Raw genomic sequence first — 16,239 nt, forward strand, 5'->3', positions numbered from 1 at the left:
GCGATTGACTAACGTTCTTGGAGTAACTCGTGAGCAAGCGGACCTTCCAGCCGAACAACCGGCGTCGTGCCAAGACCCACGGCTTCCGGCTGCGTATGAGCACGCGCGCCGGTCGCGCGATCCTCGCCGCTCGTCGCCGCAAGGGCCGCTCCGAGCTCTCTGCCTGACGGTGCTGCCAGCGGCGCACCGGTTGCGCCGTTCAGCCGACTTCGGGCGAACGGTGCGCCAGGGCGTGCGCGCCGGCCGATCGACCATGGTCGTTCACCTGCTCTCCCCTGCGGAGTGCGACGAACCGACCATGGTCGGTTTTGTCGTATCCAAGGCTGTGGGTAACTCTGTGCACAGGAACCTCGTGAAGCGTCGGCTGCGCGGTTCCATGGCAGGTCGGCTCGACCGCGTGCCCACCGGGTCCTCGGTCGTCGTCCGTGCTCTGCCCGCGGCAGCGGCGGCGTCGTTCGCTGATCTCGAGCGTGACCTCGACTCGTGCCTCTCGCGCGTTCTGCGCGGCGACGCATCGAGGGCGCGGAGATGAGCCAGCCGGGCCTGCCCTCGCGCGCGGTCCTGGTGTTGCTGCGGGGATACCAGCGGGTGATCTCGCCGATGACAGGCCCGACGTGCCGGTACTACCCCTCGTGCTCCGAGTACGCGGTCCGGGCAGTGCGACTGCACGGGGCGGTGCGGGGCGGTGGGCTCGCCGCGTGGCGCCTGCTGCGGTGCAACCCGTGGAGTCACGGCGGCGTCGACGACGTTCCCGGGGACGGCCCGAGTCCCGAGGTGCTCGCCGCGATGGGCCGGCGCTCACAGCACTCCTCCCCCACGCCCCGCGAACCAGAGTAGGAAGCAACAGCGATGGATTCCCTGTACGACATTCTTCTGCCGATCCAGTGGGTCGTGGCGTGGGTCATGTACCTGTGGCACGAGCTCTTCACCATGGTGGGCATGTCGAGCACCTCGGGCGTCACCTGGGTCCTCGCGATCGTCGGACTGACGCTGGTCATCCGTACGCTCCTGATCCCGCTGTTCTTCAAGCAGATCCACGCCTCGCGCGGCATGCAGCTCCTCGCGCCGGACCTGCGCAAGCTCCAGGACAAGTACAAGAACAAGAAGGACCCCGCCTCCCGCGAGGCCATGGCCCGCGAGATGCAGGAGCTGTACAAGCACCACAAGACGTCGCCGTTCGCCTCATGCATGCCGATCCTGCTGCAGACGCCGATCTTCTTCGCGCTCTTCCGGGTGCTCAATGGGCTGCCCGGCATCGCCGACGGTAGCGAAGCCGGCATCGGCCCGATCGACCGGGTGCTCGCCGGTCAGATCGAGAGCTCGACCTTCTTCGGTGCCCCGCTCTCAGAGACGTTCATCCGAACGGATGTCACGGCCGTCCGGGTCGTCACGGCTGCGCTCATCGTGCTGATGGCCCTCACGCAGTTCTTCACGCAGCGTCAGCTGACCATGAAGAACATGCCGCCGTCGGCCCTCGAGGGCCCCACGGCGAGCATGCAGAAGAACATGATGTACCTGCTGCCGATCATCATCGCGGTGTCGGGCGTGAACTTCCCGATCGGTGTGCTGGTCTACTGGACGGTGTCGAACCTGTGGTCCATGGGCCAGCAGTTCTACACCATCCGCAAGATGCCGACCCCCGGCTCGGCCGCAGCGAAGCGGCTCGAGGAGCGGCGCCGTGCCAAGGGCATCGTGACCCCGACGACGGAGACCACCACGCCGACGATCGAGCAGCCCCGTGGGCAGCGTCAGCAGCCGGTCTCGAAGAAGCGCAAGAAGAAGAAGTAGCCTGGCCCGCAGGCCCCGCCGACTTTCAGGAGAGACCGTGAACATGGCTGACGCCGCCCCCGAGAAGACCACCACCCAGCGCCTCGAGGAGGAGGGCGAGATCGCCGCGGACTACCTCGAAGAGCTGCTCGACATCGCCGACCTCGACGGCGAGATCGACATGGACATCGATCATGGCCGTGCGACGGTCGACATCGTCACCGAGGCACGAGGCTCGCTGTCGCACCTCGTCGGTGCCGAGGGCGAGGTGCTCGACGCGCTGCAGGACCTGACGCGGCTCGCTGTGCAGGCGCGTACGGGCGAGCGGAGCCGGCTGATGCTCGACATCGCTGGCTACCGCGCCGAGCGTCGGGCGGCGCTCACTGCGCAGGCGAACGAGGCGATGGAGACCGTGCGCTCGTCGGGGGAGGCTATTGAGCTCGAGCCGATGAACGCGTTCGAGCGGAAGGTCGTCCACGACGCCGTGGCTGCGGCTGGCCTGACGAGCGACTCGCACGGGACGGACCCCGAGCGATACGTCAAGATCCATCCGGCTGGTTGATCTCTGGTTGACGAGGGCGCCGTGTTTCACGTGAAACACGGCGCCCTTCGCGTTGTCCCGGGCGGCCAGCCGCGTCATCCGCGCATCGCGGTCGACGGTGCGCATTCGCTCGTCAGACGTCCGCGACCGGATGGGTCGGTGCTCGGGAGCGACGCCTGCAGGCGTCCGCAGGAGCGTGGCCATCAGGCGCGATGGTCAGTCGACGCCCGACTGGTGAGGAACGAAGTCCTGTCGAAGATCTCGGGGCGCTGGCCGACACGAGACCGGGTATCGCTCGAAGCGGAGACAGCGATCACTGACCGCGACCGCGACGTGACGCGTGCTGCACGTACCCCGGGACCGCGGATGCGGCGCGATGGTCGCGAGAGGGAAGCGGCTTCGGCGGCGGAGAGGGACCCAGCCGTGAGAGCCCGCCAGCGCTCGAGAGCCCGCGCCTGGCACAGCGGCCCCCGCAGACACCGGGCGGGGCGGCGGGCCCTCACCTTGGCCTCCCGGCGCAGTCCCGCGTACGACGGCGTCGATCGGCGTTTCCCATGCCTTCTGTGCCACGGCGCCACACTGAACCGGGGCGTTGGGCCTGGGATGCGGACGCTGAAGGACCACCGGCAACGGCGCAGCCCTGGAAGTGCCCAGGTCCTTTGCGGACCCCCCGGGGACGGCAGCGCTGGAGAGGCGTCGCCCTCGTGAGGCATCGCCCACCATGGCGGTCGGCTTCGACGAGTCACGGTAGGTTTAGATGCCAGGACGACAAGAGGATGTGCAGTGAACGACGTTTCACGTGAAACACCCGTGGGAGCTGCTGCTCCGAGCGACGCGCTGATTGATGCTGGTGGACGGGACGTAGCAGCACCCGAGGGTGAGCGTCCGGCACCCGACGCGATCGCGGACGACGATCATCGGCTCGTCGCTCTCTTCGGTGCCCACCACGCGCGCGCGGTGCAGTTTCATGGTCTGCTGCGCCAAGAGGGCGTTCTTCGGGGACTGATCGGTCCTCGGGAGACGAGCAGGCTGTGGGAGCGTCACCTGGTGAATTCCGCCGCAGTCGTCCCCTTCCTCCCGACCGAGGGTGACATGGTCGACGTGGGGTCAGGAGCGGGTCTTCCGGGAATCGTGATCGCGATCCTGCGGCCCCAGGCCCAGGTGATCCTGGTAGAGCCGATGGAGCGCCGGACGACGTGGTTGGGGCACGTCGTCGACGAGCTCGAGCTCTCCAACGTCGATGTCCGGCGTGGGCGTGCCGAGGAGTATCACGGCGCCTTCCAGGCGGATGCCGTGACCTCCCGCGCGGTCGCACCGCTGGAGAAGCTCGCCCGGTGGACCTTCCCGCTGGTGCGGAAGGGTGGCCAGCTCGTCGTGCTCAAGGGTCGCAGCGCGGAGGTCGAGATCGAGGCCGCCGCCAAGGTGCTGCGCAAGTACGGCGCCACCGACGCCCGCGTAGCCGACGCGCCGACGCTTCCTGACCTCGAGCCGACACGGGTCGTTGTGGCGACTCGGACGCGCTGAGCGGACGCGCTGCTCAGACACTGGAGTGGTGAGCGGGACAACCGGGTGAGCGGAATCGGACGCGATCCTCGCGCCACCGGAATGAGTGCGCGGTACGCCGTGACCACGAGGAGCCGGGGCGCCGCACGGGCCGCCGAACGGCGGAACCCACTCGCCGGTTCGGCGATGTGGGAGGCGCAAGGCAGAATAAGGTCACGCGATGAATGGAGACCAGGTGAGTGAGGCGAACAGCCGATCCGAGCGTGTTTCACGTGAAACAAGCGAGGACTGGAGGCGCGCGGCGCTGATCAAGGCCTTGCCAGCGATGGACGCCGACACCCCCCTCGCGGCCCAGCTCGCCGAGGACTCCCGGCGGCGCATCACGTTGCGTGGACGCCAGTTCGAACGACCCGCGACGACGCGGATCCTGACGGTCGCCAACCAGAAGGGTGGCGTCGGCAAGACGACCACGACGGTGAACCTGGCCGCGGGCCTCGCTCAGGGCGGTCTCAATGTCCTCGTGATCGACAACGATCCGCAGGGGAACGCCTCGACGGCGCTCGGCATCGACCACCGGTCGGGGACGCCGTCGGTGTACGACGTCCTGGTGGAAGACGCCGACATGGCTTCGACCGTCCAGGTCTGCCCGGACATCCCGAACCTCTGGTGCGTGCCCGCGACGATCGACCTCTCCGGAGCGGAGATCGAGCTCGTCTCGCTCGTTTCACGTGAAACACGACTCCGGCGAGCTCTCGACACCTATCTGGCGCAACGCGTCGAACGCGGCGAGCCGCGCATCGACTACGTCCTGGTGGACTGCCCGCCGTCTCTGGGCTTGCTGACGGTCAATGCCTTCGTCACGGGTCGCGAGGTGCTCATCCCCATCCAGTGCGAGTACTACGCACTCGAGGGCTTGAGCCAGCTGCTCAAGACGATCCAGATGATCCAGGCGCACCTCAATCCGGAACTGCACGTGTCGACGATCCTCCTGACGATGTTCGACGGGCGCACCAACCTGGCGCAGCAGGTGGCCGCCGAGGTTCGTGAGCACTTCGGCGAGCAGACCCTGCGCACAGCGATCCCGCGGAGCGTCCGCGTCTCGGAGGCCCCTTCGCACGGACAGACCGTGCTGACGTACGACCCCAACTCCACGGGTGCGCTCGCGTACCTGGAGGCGGCGAACGAGCTCAGCCAGCGGCACGCAGACCGGGACGCGGCAGCCCACGCCCGCGATGGAGGCGCCGCTGAGCAGGAGCGGCAGGACGACCATCACCAGCACGAGCAGCGCACGATCGACGAGGAGCAGAGATGAGCGACAAGCGACGAGGCCTCGGACGGGGACTGGGCGCGCTCATCCCCACGAGCACCGACAACCAGCGCCCGGTCGACGTCTTCTTCCCCGGGGGCCCGAGCGCCCGCAAGGCCACCGACCCCGGCACGCCGAAGGCGACCGACGAGCCGGCGCAGAGCGCTGACCTGCTGAAAGACCCTCAGAGCAGAGACGACGACGGCACAGGCGCGGTCTCTGCGACGCCCAGCGCGACGGGGGCTGAGCTGTTGCCCGTCCCCGGAGCGGAGTTCGCCGAGCTGGACGTCACTCAGATCCGCCCCAACTCCCGCCAGCCGCGGACCGTCTTCGACCCCGACGACCTCGCCGAGCTGGTCGGGTCGATCCGGGAGATCGGCGTGCTCCAGCCGATCGTCGTGCGACGCACGCCAGACGGTCCGACCCCCTACGAGCTCATCATGGGCGAGCGCCGCTGGCGGGCGACGCAGGAAGCCGGCCTCAGCGCCGTGCCCGCGATCATCCGGGCGACCGAGGACGACGACCTGCTGCGCGACGCGCTGCTGGAGAACCTCCACCGCGCGGCGCTGAACCCCCTCGAGGAGGCAGCGGCGTACCAGCAGCTGCTCGACGACTTCGGCTGCACGCACGAGGAGCTGGCTGCCCGGATCTCCAGGAGCCGGCCGCAGATCTCCAACACGCTTCGACTGCTCCGGCTGCCCGCGCTCGCTCAGCGCCGCGTGGCAGCGGGTGTGCTGTCCGCAGGGCACGCGCGTGCGTTGCTCGGCTTGCAGGACGCCGCGGCGATCGAGCGGCTCGCCCAGCGGATCGTCGCCGAGGGTCTGTCCGTGCGAGCCACGGAGGAGATCGTGTCGATGGGCGGCCTCGACGGTGCCGAGCCGGCCAAGCGACGCCCGCGGGCGGGCACCCGGTCCGCCGCGGTGGACGAGCTCGCGACCCGGCTGTCCGACCGGTTCGAGACCCGCGTGAAGGTGGCCCTCGGCAAGAGCAAGGGTCGGATGACCATCGAGTTCGCGTCGGTCGAGGACCTCAACCGCATCCTCGACGTCATGGCACCCGAGGAGCCGGGCCTCTTCCGCAAGGGCTGAGCGCTCGGCGCGCTCGGCCCGCCGGGCTGGAGGCGATCGCTCAGACCAGCGACGCGGCCTCGCGCCGGCGGGGTGTCGCGGCCGCGAGATCCACGATGCTGCGGTACACGTCAGCCAACGAGCGATCCGCAGCAGCCACCGCCTGCGGGAACAGCGAGGTCTCCGTCTGGCCCGGTGAGGTGTTCACCTCGAGGAACTCGACCGAGCCGTCTGGGCGGACGATGAGGTCCGAGCGGGACAGATGGCGCAGCGCGAGCGCCTCGTGGGCCGCGACGGCGGTCTCGGCGACTCGGCGTGCGACGTCGTCGGGCAGGCGCGCGGGAGCGAAGTACTCGGTACGACCAGGGTTGTACCGGGCGTCGAAGTCGTACGGACCGTCGGTGACGATCTCGACCGCCGGAAGGGCGGTGAGGCCGTCCGGCGTGGCGAGGACGGATACCGCGACCTCGGTGCCGTCGACGGCCTGCTCGATCAGCGCGATCTCGTCGTAGGAGAAGCACGTCACCATGGCGCGGGCCATGTCCTCCCGGGAGCGCACCAGGGTGACGCCGAGCGCCGAACCCCCGCGGGCCGGCTTGACGACGAGCGGCAGGCCGAGGCTCTCCACGACGAGGTCGAGGACCGTCGCTGCGCCCAGCTCGCTGAAGAGCGACTGCGGCAGCGTGACGTAGTCGGGGGTCGAGACTCCCGCGTGGGCGACGATCGACTTGGTGACGGCCTTGTTCCACGAGGCGCGCGTGGCGCGGGGCCCGGCACCCACGAAGCGCACGCCCAGGAGCTCGAGGACGTCCGCCACCGAGCCGTCCTCGCCGGAGGCGCCGTGGAGCAAGGGCCACACGACGTCCGGCTGCTCGGAGCGGACGCGGTCGATGAGGTGCGCGTCGACGTCGTGCACCAGGACCTCGCAGCCCGTGGCGCGCAGCGCCTCGGCGACCCGACGCCCGGACCGCAGCGATACGTCACGCTCGTGGGACAGGCCGCCGGCGAGGACGAGGACACGGGGGTGGGGAGCGCTCATGCGAGATCAGGTCCTGGGGAGTCGACGTCGTCGGTGGGGTGCTCGAACTTGGTGGTGCCGAAGATGTTCAGCAGGTCCGCCTCGCCGTTGACCACGGTCGCGAGGCGGCGGACGCCCTCGCGGATGCGCTCCGGCGTCGGGAAGCAGAAGGACAGGCGCATGTGGTCGGCCCCGGCGCCGTCGGCGTAGAAGGCCGTGCCCGGGACGTAGGCGACCCTGTTCGTCACGGCGCGGGGGAGCATCGACTGGGCGTCGAGGCCCTCCGGCAGCTTGACCCAGGTGTAGAAGCCCCCCGCCGGGACGGTCCAGCTCGCCTGGGGCAGATACTTGGCGAGCGCGCCGACCATCGCGTCGCGTCGCTCGCGGTACAGCTCGCGGAAGTCCTTGATCTGGCCCTGCCAGTCGCAGGTCGTCAGGTAGGTGGAGATGGCGAGCTGGCTCGCGTTGGACGGGCAGAGGATCGCTGACTCGCTCGCCAGGACGAGCTTCTCGCGCACGGCGTGCGGGGCGACGACCCAGCCGACGCGATAGCCGGGAGCGAAGGTCTTGGAGAACGAGCCCAGGTAGAGCACGCCGTCGTCGTCCATCGACCGCATCGCGGGCAACGGCTCACCGTCGAACCCGAGCAGCCCGTACGGGTTGTCCTCGAGGACGAGGACGCCGTGGCGCCGGGCGATCTCCAGGATCTGCGGGCGGCGCTCGAGGGAGATCGACACCCCGGCCGGGTTGTGGAAGTTGGGGACCGTGTACAGCAGCTTGACCCGGCGGCCCTGCTGCGCGAGCCGCACCAGCGCCTCGTCGAGCGCCTCGGGGACGAGCCCGTGCTCGTCGATCGGCACGTGCACGACGTCGGCCTGGTACGCCCGGAAGACGCCGAGCGCCCCGACGTAGCTGGGGGCCTCGGCGACGATCACGTCGCCTGGATCGATGAAGATGCGGGTCACGAGGTCGAGGGCCTGCTGGGACCCGGTCGTGACGACGACGTCGTCCGGGTGCGCGTCGATCGACTCGAGTCGCATGACCTCGACGATCTGCTCGCGCAGGCCTTCGTCTCCCTGGCCAGACCCGTACTGGAGCACGGTGGTCCCGCGGGTCGTGACGAGCCGCTGGATCGCGTCAGCGATCACCTCGAGGGGCAGTCCCTCGAGGTACGGCATGCCGCCGGCGAGCGAGACGACCTCGGGCCGGTTCGCGACGGCGAAGAGCGCCCGGATCTCCGACGCTCGCATCCCGTGGGTTCGCTGCGCGTAGGCGCCGAACCACGGGTCCAGGCGCGTTCCTCCGCGCTGGGCAGGGGCTACTGCCCCGGTGGGAGCCGGAGCACCCGGCCCGGGGACGTCCTGGTCGTCGAGACTCACGTCTCCCATCTTGGCACGCCGTGTGCGGGGGACGTGTGAAGAGCCGACGGAGTCCTCCGTGCCGCGCGGCTCGTCAGCGGACGCCCGCGACGAGCTCCTCGATCTCGCGAGCGATCTCCGCCTTGGGGCGGGCACCGACCAGGGACCGCACGAGCTCGCCGCTCCGGTACAGGTTCAGCGTGGGGATGGACACGATGCCGTAGGCCGCGGTGACCGCCTGGTTCGCCTCGGTGTCGAGCTTCGCGATCCGCACCTGGCCCGCGTACCGCGCCGCCAGCTCCTCGAGCACGGGCGCGATCTGGCGGCACGGACCGCACCAGTCGGCCCAGAAGTCCACGACCACCGGGAGGTCGTGCTCGAGGACCTCAGCCTTGAAGGTCTCGTCCGTGACGGCGACCGTGGAGGCCACGTCAGCTCTCCAGGGCGTCGCTGAGCTCGGCCGGCGGGACCACGATGCTCGGGTCCTCGTCGCCGCGCTCCATCGCCGCGTCGGCCGCGGCTGCGCCGCGGTCAGCCAGCAGCGCCAGGTAGTTCTGCGCGTCGATCGCCGCGGAGCATCCCGACCCCGCCGCCGTGATCGCCTGCCGGTAGGTGTGGTCGACAGCGTCGCCGCAGGCGAAGACGCCGGCGAGGTTCGTCAGCGTGGTGCGACCCTGGACCTCGATGTAGCCGTTCTCGTCGAGGTCGACCTGCCCACGGACCAGCTCGGTGCGGGGCTCGTGCCCGATCGCGACGAACAGCGCGGTGGCGTCGAGGGGGCGCTCGGCGCCCGTCACGGTGTCCCGCAGCGTGAGGGACTCGACCTTCGCGTCACCCGAGATGCCGACGACCTCCGAGTTCCAGGCGAACTCGATCTTCGGGTCGTTGGCCGCCCGGTCCGCCATGATCTTGGAGGCGCGCAGCGCGTCACGACGGTGCACCATCGTGACCTTCTCGGCGAACCGCGTCAGGAAGGTGGCCTCCTCCACGGCGGAGTCGCCGCCGCCGACGACGGCGATGTGCTGGTTCTTGAAGAAGAAGCCGTCGCAGGTCGCGCACCACGACACGCCCCGGCCGGACAGGCGGCGCTCGTCGTCGAGCCCGAGCTCGCGGTAGGCCGAGCCGGTCGCGAGGATGACGGCGTGGGCGCGGTAGGTGTCACCGTTGGCGGTGCGGACGACCTTCACGTCGCCCTCGAGCTCGACCTCGCTCGCGTCGTCCCACTCGATGACGGCACCGAAGCGCTCAGCCTGCTTCTGCATGTGCTCCATGAGCTCGGGACCCATGATGCCGTCGGGGAAGCCGGGGAAGTTCTCGACCTCCGTGGTGTTCATCAGCGCACCGCCGGCGGTGATGGAGCCGGCGAGGACGAGCGGCTCGAGGCCGGCGCGCGCCGCGTAGATCGCGGCCGTGTAGCCGGCCGGGCCGGAGCCGACGATCACGAGGTTCCGGGGCTCGACGTCGTCGACGGGGGTGGGCGCGGGAAGCTGGATCGTCACGGGGTGACTCCTTGGTCGTTGTCCGGGTCTGCTGGGCAGAACACGTGCGGGGCGGTCGGTGTTCCCACGCTCACGCGACGGAGATCTCGCGCAGCTCGACGCGGTTGCTGCCGTCTGGGGTCTGCGGGAGCTCGGTGAACCACAGCACGAGGTCCTCCGCCTCGACAGGGGACGGCAGATCGATCTCCATCTCCTCCTCGAGCGGGCCGGACCACAGGATGTCGCCCTCGTCCGGTGTCTCGGGAGAGGTTGCGCGGATCTCGACGTTGCCGCCCGAGTTGTTGGTGCTGAGGTAGATCGTGGACACCGGGGCGGCCTCCTCGAGCTCGATCGTGTACCCGACGCCGGACTTGCCGAGGCCGGCGTACGTCGCTGAGTTGTAGGTGCGGGTGTACCAGTACGTCGTCGGGTCGAGGTCGATGGCGCGGTCGACGGCCTCGGGGTGCTCGTTGTCGTCGCCCTGCGGGTCGAGCTGGTCGCCTGAGGCGATCACGGGGACCTGCTGGGACTCGGACTCCGGCGCGGTGGTGGCGACCTCGCCGCTCTCGACGGGTCTGGAGGCATCGGGGAGCTGGAACGGGTTCCGCCAGCCCTCGCCCAGGGTCTGCCACGCGATGACGAGGCCGATCACGATGATGAACGCCATGATCCCGAGCGTCATGGCGGTCGGGTCGAAGCGCAGCGCGGAGCCGGCGGGCCGGCGGGGCGGGGCGGGCTCCGCGGCGGGGGCGACGGGGCCGAGCACGGAGTCCCACGGGACCGCGGGCGCGGGGCCGCTGCCCGGTGCGATGCTGGGGGGTGCCGACGGTCCCGCGGTGGGTGGCGCGTCGTTCGCGGCTCCGGCGACGCCCGCGGCTCCGACCGCGGCCGCGCCACCGGCGCGGATGCTCGTGCGGGCCACGGGCGGCCGCGCAGGCATGGCGGGGGGCGGTGTCCCGGGTCGGGCGACCCGCTCCCCGACGCTCGTCCGCACTGACTGCCGGACGACCGGGCCGGGCGCCGCCGGCGGCTGCGGGACCGGCGCGGGCTCGGGCTCAGGCGCAACGTCGGTGACGGCGCCGCTCGGCTGTGCCACGGGCTCCCACTCGCCGAGCGCGGCGACGACCTCACCGGCGGTCCGGGGTCCCGCGGTCCGGCTGGTCAGGACCGTGCGGCAGAGCGCGGCGAGGTCCTCCGGGGCGTCCGCAAGGCCGGCGAGCGCCGCGTCGTCCTCCGCGATCTCCGGCTCGGGCCACACACCGGTGAGGCAGTAGGACAGGAGGCGGGCGAGCCCGACGACATCGGTGCGCGCGGTGGTCACCGCGCCGCGCCACGTGTGGTCGCCCAGCGCGGCGTCGAGCCCGAGGCCGGTCACCTGCGCACCGGCGCCGGAGAGGCGCACGACGGCGGGGCGCAGCGCGAGGTGGTGGACGCCGCGGTTGCGCGCGACCTCGAGCACTGTCGCGACCTCGCCGACGACGGCGCGGGCCTGCGCAGGGTCGAGCGCGCCGGTGCCGTCGGCGCCCACGACCTCGGTCAGGCTGGTCCCGGACCACGGCTCGGTGACGACGTAGGCCTGCTCGCCGTCCCTACCGACGTCGAGGATGCGCGGGAGGCGCGGGTCGGCGATGAGCGAGGCGCGACGTGCGTCGTCGAGCGCGGCCTCCGCGTGCTCGCCGCCGACGAGGCTCGCGTGCACCGGGCGGTCGAGGATCTGGTCACGGCCGGTCCAGGCCTGGACGTCCTCGAGGTCCGAGCTCGTCCGAGCGAGGAGCTCGTAACGCCCGGCGAGCACGTCCGACTGTGACATCCCCTGCACGCGAAGTCCTTTCCGAGCATGCACCGCGGTGCTCGACACTAGGTGGCGGTCGGCCGCACGGCCGGCGGCTCCATCGTACGGGTGAACGGGCGCGACGCCCCTTCGGTTCCCTCCCCGGTCCGTCAGCGGCGGCGGCGCACCGCTCGGGTGACCGTCGCGACGAGTCCGCGCATCTCCTGGACCCGCATGACCGTCAGGGCCAGCACGTAGACGGCGGTGATGACGGAGCCGCCGACGCCTGTCACCAGCGCGGCCCGGCCCCAGGACAGCCCGCTGAGGTCCCCGAAGAGCCGGATGACCAGCCATCCGGCCAGACCCGCCACGACGGCGGCCAGGAGCGCGCGCACGTGCAGCCGTACGACGCGGTGGCCGTCGAGCCCGCCGATCTTGCGCGACAGGGCTCCGGCCCGCAGGGCGACCGCCGCTGCGTTCGACGCCGCCACGGAGGCGCCGATCCCGACGACCCACCACTGCTGGGGGGCGAGCCACATGGCCGCCAGGGAGCCGCCGACGAGGACGATCGTCATCGGCACCTGGATCCAGAAGACGGTGCGCCCGTCCTCGAACGCGAAGAACGCCCACTTCATCAGGACCATCGCGCCGAGCGGCACGAGCCCGAGGCTCATCGTGACCAGGACCTGCGCGACGGCCTCCGCCCCGACGTCGCTGATGGTCGGGACGAGCAGGCGGGTCAGGGGCAGCGCGAGGACGACGAGGACCGCCGTCGCGAGCATCGTGAAGACGCTCACCGTCCGCAGCCCCCGGGAGAGCTGGGCGCGGACCTCGTCCATCCGTCCCGCCTGGACCGAGGCGCTGAGGCCGGTGAACAACGCCGTGGCGATCGACACGGTCACCAGCGAGTGCGGGAGCAGGTAGATCAGGAGCGCCTGGCTGTACGCCGCGTTCCCGGCGATCGCCGGGTCGGGGATCGCGGTGCCGGGCAGGATCGGCGCGGCCGAGGCGATGCGCGTGGTGGCGAGCACCCCGACCTGGTCGAGCAGCACCGCGGCGAGCGTCCACGCCGCGACGCGCCCGGCGGAGCCGAGGCCGACGCCGCGGGGGTCCGGCTGGAACGAGAACCGGAAGCCGCCGCGCACGAGGGGCCACAGCAGGATCAGGGCCTGGGACGCGACCCCGAGCGTGGCGGTCCCGGCGAGCACGGCCACGCGGGGACCGTTCCAGCGCGCGGGATCGTCGACCCAGCCGTCGACCGCGTACCCCCCGAACATCGCGATGAAGAGCGCGAAGCCGGCGATGGACACGATGTTGTTGAGCACGGGGGCCCACATGAACGGACCGAACTGCCGGCGCGCGTTGAGGACCTGGCCCCACAGCGTGTAGAGCCCGTAGAAGAACAGCTGCGGGATGCACCAGAGCGCGAAGGTCACGGCGAGCGCGCGCTGCGGCTCGGTCCAGTTCGGGCCGGACATCACGGCGATGACGAGTCCTGACCCTGCCGTCAGCAGCACGGTCATGGCGCCGATCGCGAGCGTCGCGACGGTCAGGAGCTTGTTGACGTACCGCTCCGGGTCGCGGCCCTGATAGGCCCGCACGATCTGCGGGACCAGGATCGCGTTGAGGACGCCGCCCGCGAGGATCGCGAAGAGCATGTTGGGGATCTTGTTCGCGATGTCGAACGAGTCGGCTGCCAGGCCCGTGCCACCGATGGCACCCACCAGCAGGATGTTGCGCACGAAGCCCAGGGCGCGTGACGCGGCGGTCCCGGCGGCCATGATCATCGAGCTGCGGCCGAGGCCGCTCACGGCGCGTCCTCCTCGGGGCGCATCGGGGCCATCCGGCTCGCGGAGCGGCCGCGGCGCACGGTGCGGGCGATCCCGGCGACGAGCAGGACGGCGAGGGCGATGCCGACGACGGCGGTGCCCGTCGACTCCCAGTCGGCGCGCACCCGGACGGTGAACGCGGCCGGCGCGGCGACCACCGTGCCGTCGTCCGCCAGCACCTGGACGTCGACGTCGACGTTGCCGGACCCGATCGCGGTCACCGGGACCGTCACGGACGCGGTGGTGCCCGGCTCGATCGTCACGCGCTCGCTCGGTTCCGCGCTCAGCCGCGGGTCGCTCGGACGCAGCATCACCCCGACGGTGACGGCCTGGGCGAGGTCGTTGCGCAGCGTCACGGGCAGGTCCCCGCTCGCCGCGATCAGGTTGACGGTGCTGCCCTCGACGACGCTCAGACCCGACGCGAGCGCTCGCCCCTGCTCCCGGGCCGACTCCAGCAGCGCGGTTCGCACGGCGTCGTCCCCGCGCAGAGCGAGCGAGGAGGCTGCCGCGAGCGTCGTCAGGTACGGCTCCAGGAGGGCGTCGGGCTCGGCGGCCACCTGCGCCACCCGGCGCGCGTCCTCGGCGAGCTCGTCCGCGAGCCTCAGTGCACGGCTGGACGCTTCTCCGGGTGCGATCGCCTCGGCCGGCGCGTCGGCGTCGAAGGGGTTCCCGGCGTCCGCGGTCCACTCCGACAGCGGACGCAGCTCCACGAACGGGGCCTGCGCCACGGCGTCGAGCAACGCTGCGGTGTCCGTCGCGTTCGGGTGCCAGTCGCGCCCGGCCGCGAGCAGCAGGTGCTCGGGACCGTCCTGCTCGAGGCTGACGATCGCGAGCTCGGCGAGCAGCAGCTGACGCGACTCGAAGGCGGAGCCGACGACGTCCGGCACGGCGCCCTGGAGGAGCCCCGAGAGCTCCGCGTCCGGAGTCAGCGTGGTGGCCGGCCCGGCGCTGGTCGCCAGGGCGGCGAGGGCCGGGGGCGTCGGCAGCCCGGGCTCGGGCGGGGCCGCAGGGTCGAGGACCACGGTGCCCCGCCCGGCGCGGACCGCCGCGGTGAGCGTCGCGACGTCGACGACACCCGGTCCCGGCAGGGTGAGGTCCTGGCGCCACCCCGTCAGGGCCGACCCGGGCGTCCGCGACGACGTCGTGAGGAAGGCATCGACGTCGGCGTGCGCGAGGGCGGCGACGTCGGGGTCGTACGGGTCGAGCGCGTAGACGTCGCGGCCCTCGGCCGACGCGACGAGGGTCTGCGCCCAGGTGATGCCCGCATCTCCGGCAGTGCCTGCGGCGGCGTCCTCGACGACGGCCGGGTCGACGGCCCAGGTCACCCCGGGCTGGGCCCGGGTCGCCTGCAGCAGCGCGTCGAGGCGCCCCCCGGGAGCCATCTCGGTGCTGAGCCCCTGGGCGCGCGCCTCGAGCGTGCCCGCAGCCTGTGTCGTCACCGGGGCCAGGATGCCCAGGGTCATGGGGTCAGGGTCCGGCTCGGGCTGCCACAGCAGGAACGTCCGGGTCTCGTCGAGCAGGCGCCCGTCGGCGACGAGCTCCACGACGAGGCCGCGGGGACCCGCGGCCTCGGGGTACGTCAGGAGCCCGAGGGTCTCGGCCGGGACGGTCAGCCGGACGCTGCGGGTCTCGCCCGCAGCGAGAGGCGCGAGCTCTTCCCGAGCGATCAGACCGGGGGCGACAAGGTACTGATCGTCGAGGTACCAGGCGTCGAGCACCGACCGGGTCGACATGCGGTAGCGCACGATCGACAGGTCGACGCGTGGCGCCTCGATCTCCTCGGCCGTGGGGTTCGTGACGGCGACGTCGAGGGTCACGACGCTCTCGGGCGTCACCGCGGTCGGTGCGAGACCTGAGACGGCGACCGTGGCGCCCGGAGCCTCCTCGGGGCTGACGGCCTGCGCGGGGACGCCGAGGCCGGGCAGCGCGACGAGCGCGAGCGTGCACAGCGTGACCAGCGCGGTCGCGACGCGACCGCGAACAGCGCGAGCAGCCATCAGTGTCCGGGGGCCTCGAGGAAGGAGTGGGCGCCGGTGTCGAGCAGCTGTTGAGCCTCCGCTGCCAGCCGACGTTCGTTCGGGTACGACAGCGTACGCGCCAGCTCGGGCACGGGGATCCACGCGGCGTCCTCGGCCTCGCCGTCCGGGTCGAGCTCGACCGTCAGGTCACCCGCGAGGGCCTCCAGCAGGAAGTGGTGCACCACCTTGTGCACGCGCCGGCCCTCGCCCGAGAACCAGTAGTCGATGATCCCGAGGCGCAGGCGGATCGCGCCCGAGATTCCGGTCTCCTCCGCGATCTCCCGGACCGCCGCCTGCTCGGGCGTCTCCGTGCCCTCGAGGTGCCCCTTCGGCAGGCACCACTCGAGCCGACCGGCACGGTTGCGCCGCGCGATCACCGCGGCCCGGTGCACACCGGCCCGTGTGACGTCGATGACCAGGCCCCCGGCGGACGTCTCCTCGACGATGGGCATCTGCGACGACGGGATCAGCGTGAGGCCCGGACCGACGCGCCGGCGAGGGTCGATGCGCAGCGCGTGGCCGCCAGGCGGCGCGGGGATCCGCTGCCTGTCCGACTGCGACGCTGCGGGACTCATAACGACAC

17 protein-coding genes are annotated in these 16,239 nt (G+C 71.5%); 8 read left to right on the top strand and 9 right to left on the bottom strand.

Translation table 11 applies throughout. From position 1 onward, the window contains the following. Positions 1-29 precede the first annotated feature (29 nt). Genes rpmH through BMZ30_RS12345 form a run of 5 tightly spaced genes read left to right on the top strand, consistent with a single transcriptional unit; the run spans position 30 to position 2,329 of the window. Entirely contained in the window at positions 30-167 is a 138-nt protein-coding gene (gene rpmH / locus BMZ30_RS12325) for a 50S ribosomal protein L34 (RefSeq protein WP_093379347.1), read from the top strand. A gap of 2 nt (positions 168-169) precedes the next feature. Further along, positions 170-532 carry a ribonuclease P protein component gene (gene rnpA, locus BMZ30_RS12330; protein ID WP_093379349.1) on the top strand — a complete coding sequence of 121 codons (363 nt, stop codon included), beginning with the start codon at positions 170-172 and terminating at the stop codon, positions 530-532. Continuing rightward, positions 529-837 carry a membrane protein insertion efficiency factor YidD gene (gene yidD, locus BMZ30_RS12335; protein ID WP_093379352.1) on the top strand — a complete coding sequence of 103 codons (309 nt, stop codon included), beginning with the start codon at positions 529-531 and terminating at the stop codon, positions 835-837. The genes rnpA and yidD overlap by 4 nt, the downstream gene beginning before the upstream one ends. Positions 838-849: 12 nt before the next feature. After that, positions 850-1,788: a membrane protein insertase YidC gene (gene yidC / locus BMZ30_RS12340; protein WP_093379354.1), complete on the top strand. Its 939-nt coding sequence runs from the start codon at positions 850-852 to the stop codon at positions 1,786-1,788. A 43-nt stretch (positions 1,789-1,831) separates the two neighbouring features. Then, complete coding sequence (locus BMZ30_RS12345; RefSeq protein WP_093379614.1) at positions 1,832-2,329, top strand: Jag family protein; 498 nt, start codon at positions 1,832-1,834, stop codon at positions 2,327-2,329. A 774-nt stretch (positions 2,330-3,103) separates the two neighbouring features. On the opposite strand, the gene BMZ30_RS13805 is transcribed toward BMZ30_RS12345, so the two are convergent. Further along, on the bottom strand, positions 3,104-3,292 hold the full coding sequence (locus BMZ30_RS13805; protein WP_177191369.1) for a hypothetical protein: 189 nt from the start codon (positions 3,290-3,292) through the stop codon (positions 3,104-3,106). On the opposite strand from BMZ30_RS13805, the gene rsmG reads away from it, so the two are divergent. The 3 genes from rsmG to BMZ30_RS12360 all read left to right on the top strand — a co-directional run bounded on the left by rsmG (position 3,266) and on the right by BMZ30_RS12360 (position 6,205). Beyond that, the gene (rsmG, locus tag BMZ30_RS12350) at positions 3,266-3,832 is read left to right on the top strand and encodes a 16S rRNA (guanine(527)-N(7))-methyltransferase RsmG (RefSeq protein ID WP_308430761.1); all 567 of its coding nucleotides are present in this window, start codon (positions 3,266-3,268) and stop codon (positions 3,830-3,832) included. The genes BMZ30_RS13805 and rsmG overlap by 27 nt on opposite strands. A gap of 304 nt (positions 3,833-4,136) precedes the next feature. Beyond that, positions 4,137-5,123: a ParA family protein gene (locus tag BMZ30_RS12355; protein WP_143073205.1), complete on the top strand. Its 987-nt coding sequence runs from the start codon at positions 4,137-4,139 to the stop codon at positions 5,121-5,123. Then, the gene (locus tag BMZ30_RS12360) at positions 5,120-6,205 is read left to right on the top strand and encodes a ParB/RepB/Spo0J family partition protein (protein ID WP_093379359.1); all 1,086 of its coding nucleotides are present in this window, start codon (positions 5,120-5,122) and stop codon (positions 6,203-6,205) included. The genes BMZ30_RS12355 and BMZ30_RS12360 overlap by 4 nt, the downstream gene beginning before the upstream one ends. Positions 6,206-6,245: 40 nt before the next feature. On the opposite strand, the gene BMZ30_RS12365 is transcribed toward BMZ30_RS12360, so the two are convergent. The 8 genes from BMZ30_RS12365 to BMZ30_RS12400 all read right to left on the bottom strand — a co-directional run bounded on the left by BMZ30_RS12365 (position 6,246) and on the right by BMZ30_RS12400 (position 16,231). Continuing rightward, on the bottom strand, positions 6,246-7,223 hold the full coding sequence (locus BMZ30_RS12365) for a D-alanine--D-alanine ligase family protein (protein WP_093379362.1): 978 nt from the start codon (positions 7,221-7,223) through the stop codon (positions 6,246-6,248). Continuing rightward, the gene (locus BMZ30_RS12370; protein WP_229828474.1) at positions 7,220-8,452 is read right to left on the bottom strand and encodes an aminotransferase-like domain-containing protein; all 1,233 of its coding nucleotides are present in this window, start codon (positions 8,450-8,452) and stop codon (positions 7,220-7,222) included. Before BMZ30_RS12370 ends, BMZ30_RS12365 begins: the two co-directional genes overlap by 4 nt. A gap of 202 nt (positions 8,453-8,654) precedes the next feature. Next, positions 8,655-8,990 (bottom strand): thioredoxin, encoded by a 336-nt coding sequence (trxA, locus tag BMZ30_RS12375; protein ID WP_093379367.1) that lies wholly within the window; start codon positions 8,988-8,990, stop codon positions 8,655-8,657. Position 8,991: 1 nt separating this feature from the next. After that, positions 8,992-10,059: a thioredoxin-disulfide reductase gene (trxB, locus tag BMZ30_RS12380; protein ID WP_229828414.1), complete on the bottom strand. Its 1,068-nt coding sequence runs from the start codon at positions 10,057-10,059 to the stop codon at positions 8,992-8,994. 70 nt (positions 10,060-10,129) lie between these two features. Then, complete coding sequence (locus BMZ30_RS12385) at positions 10,130-11,848, bottom strand: protein kinase family protein (RefSeq protein WP_143073206.1); 1,719 nt, start codon at positions 11,846-11,848, stop codon at positions 10,130-10,132. A gap of 131 nt (positions 11,849-11,979) precedes the next feature. Beyond that, a complete protein-coding gene (gene murJ / locus BMZ30_RS12390; RefSeq protein WP_229828415.1) occupies positions 11,980-13,620 on the bottom strand; it encodes a murein biosynthesis integral membrane protein MurJ in 1,641 nt (546 codons plus the stop codon). Next, the gene (locus tag BMZ30_RS12395) at positions 13,617-15,635 is read right to left on the bottom strand and encodes a DUF6049 family protein (protein ID WP_093379371.1); all 2,019 of its coding nucleotides are present in this window, start codon (positions 15,633-15,635) and stop codon (positions 13,617-13,619) included. Before BMZ30_RS12395 ends, murJ begins: the two co-directional genes overlap by 4 nt. Beyond that, entirely contained in the window at positions 15,635-16,231 is a 597-nt protein-coding gene (locus BMZ30_RS12400) for an NUDIX hydrolase (protein ID WP_093379373.1), read from the bottom strand. The genes BMZ30_RS12395 and BMZ30_RS12400 overlap by 1 nt, the downstream gene beginning before the upstream one ends. Positions 16,232-16,239 lie beyond the last annotated feature (8 nt).

Origin of the sequence: Flavimobilis marinus (assembly GCF_900113055.1) — a bacterium.
Classification (GTDB): Bacteria; Actinomycetota; Actinomycetes; order Actinomycetales; family Cellulomonadaceae; genus Flavimobilis; species Flavimobilis marinus.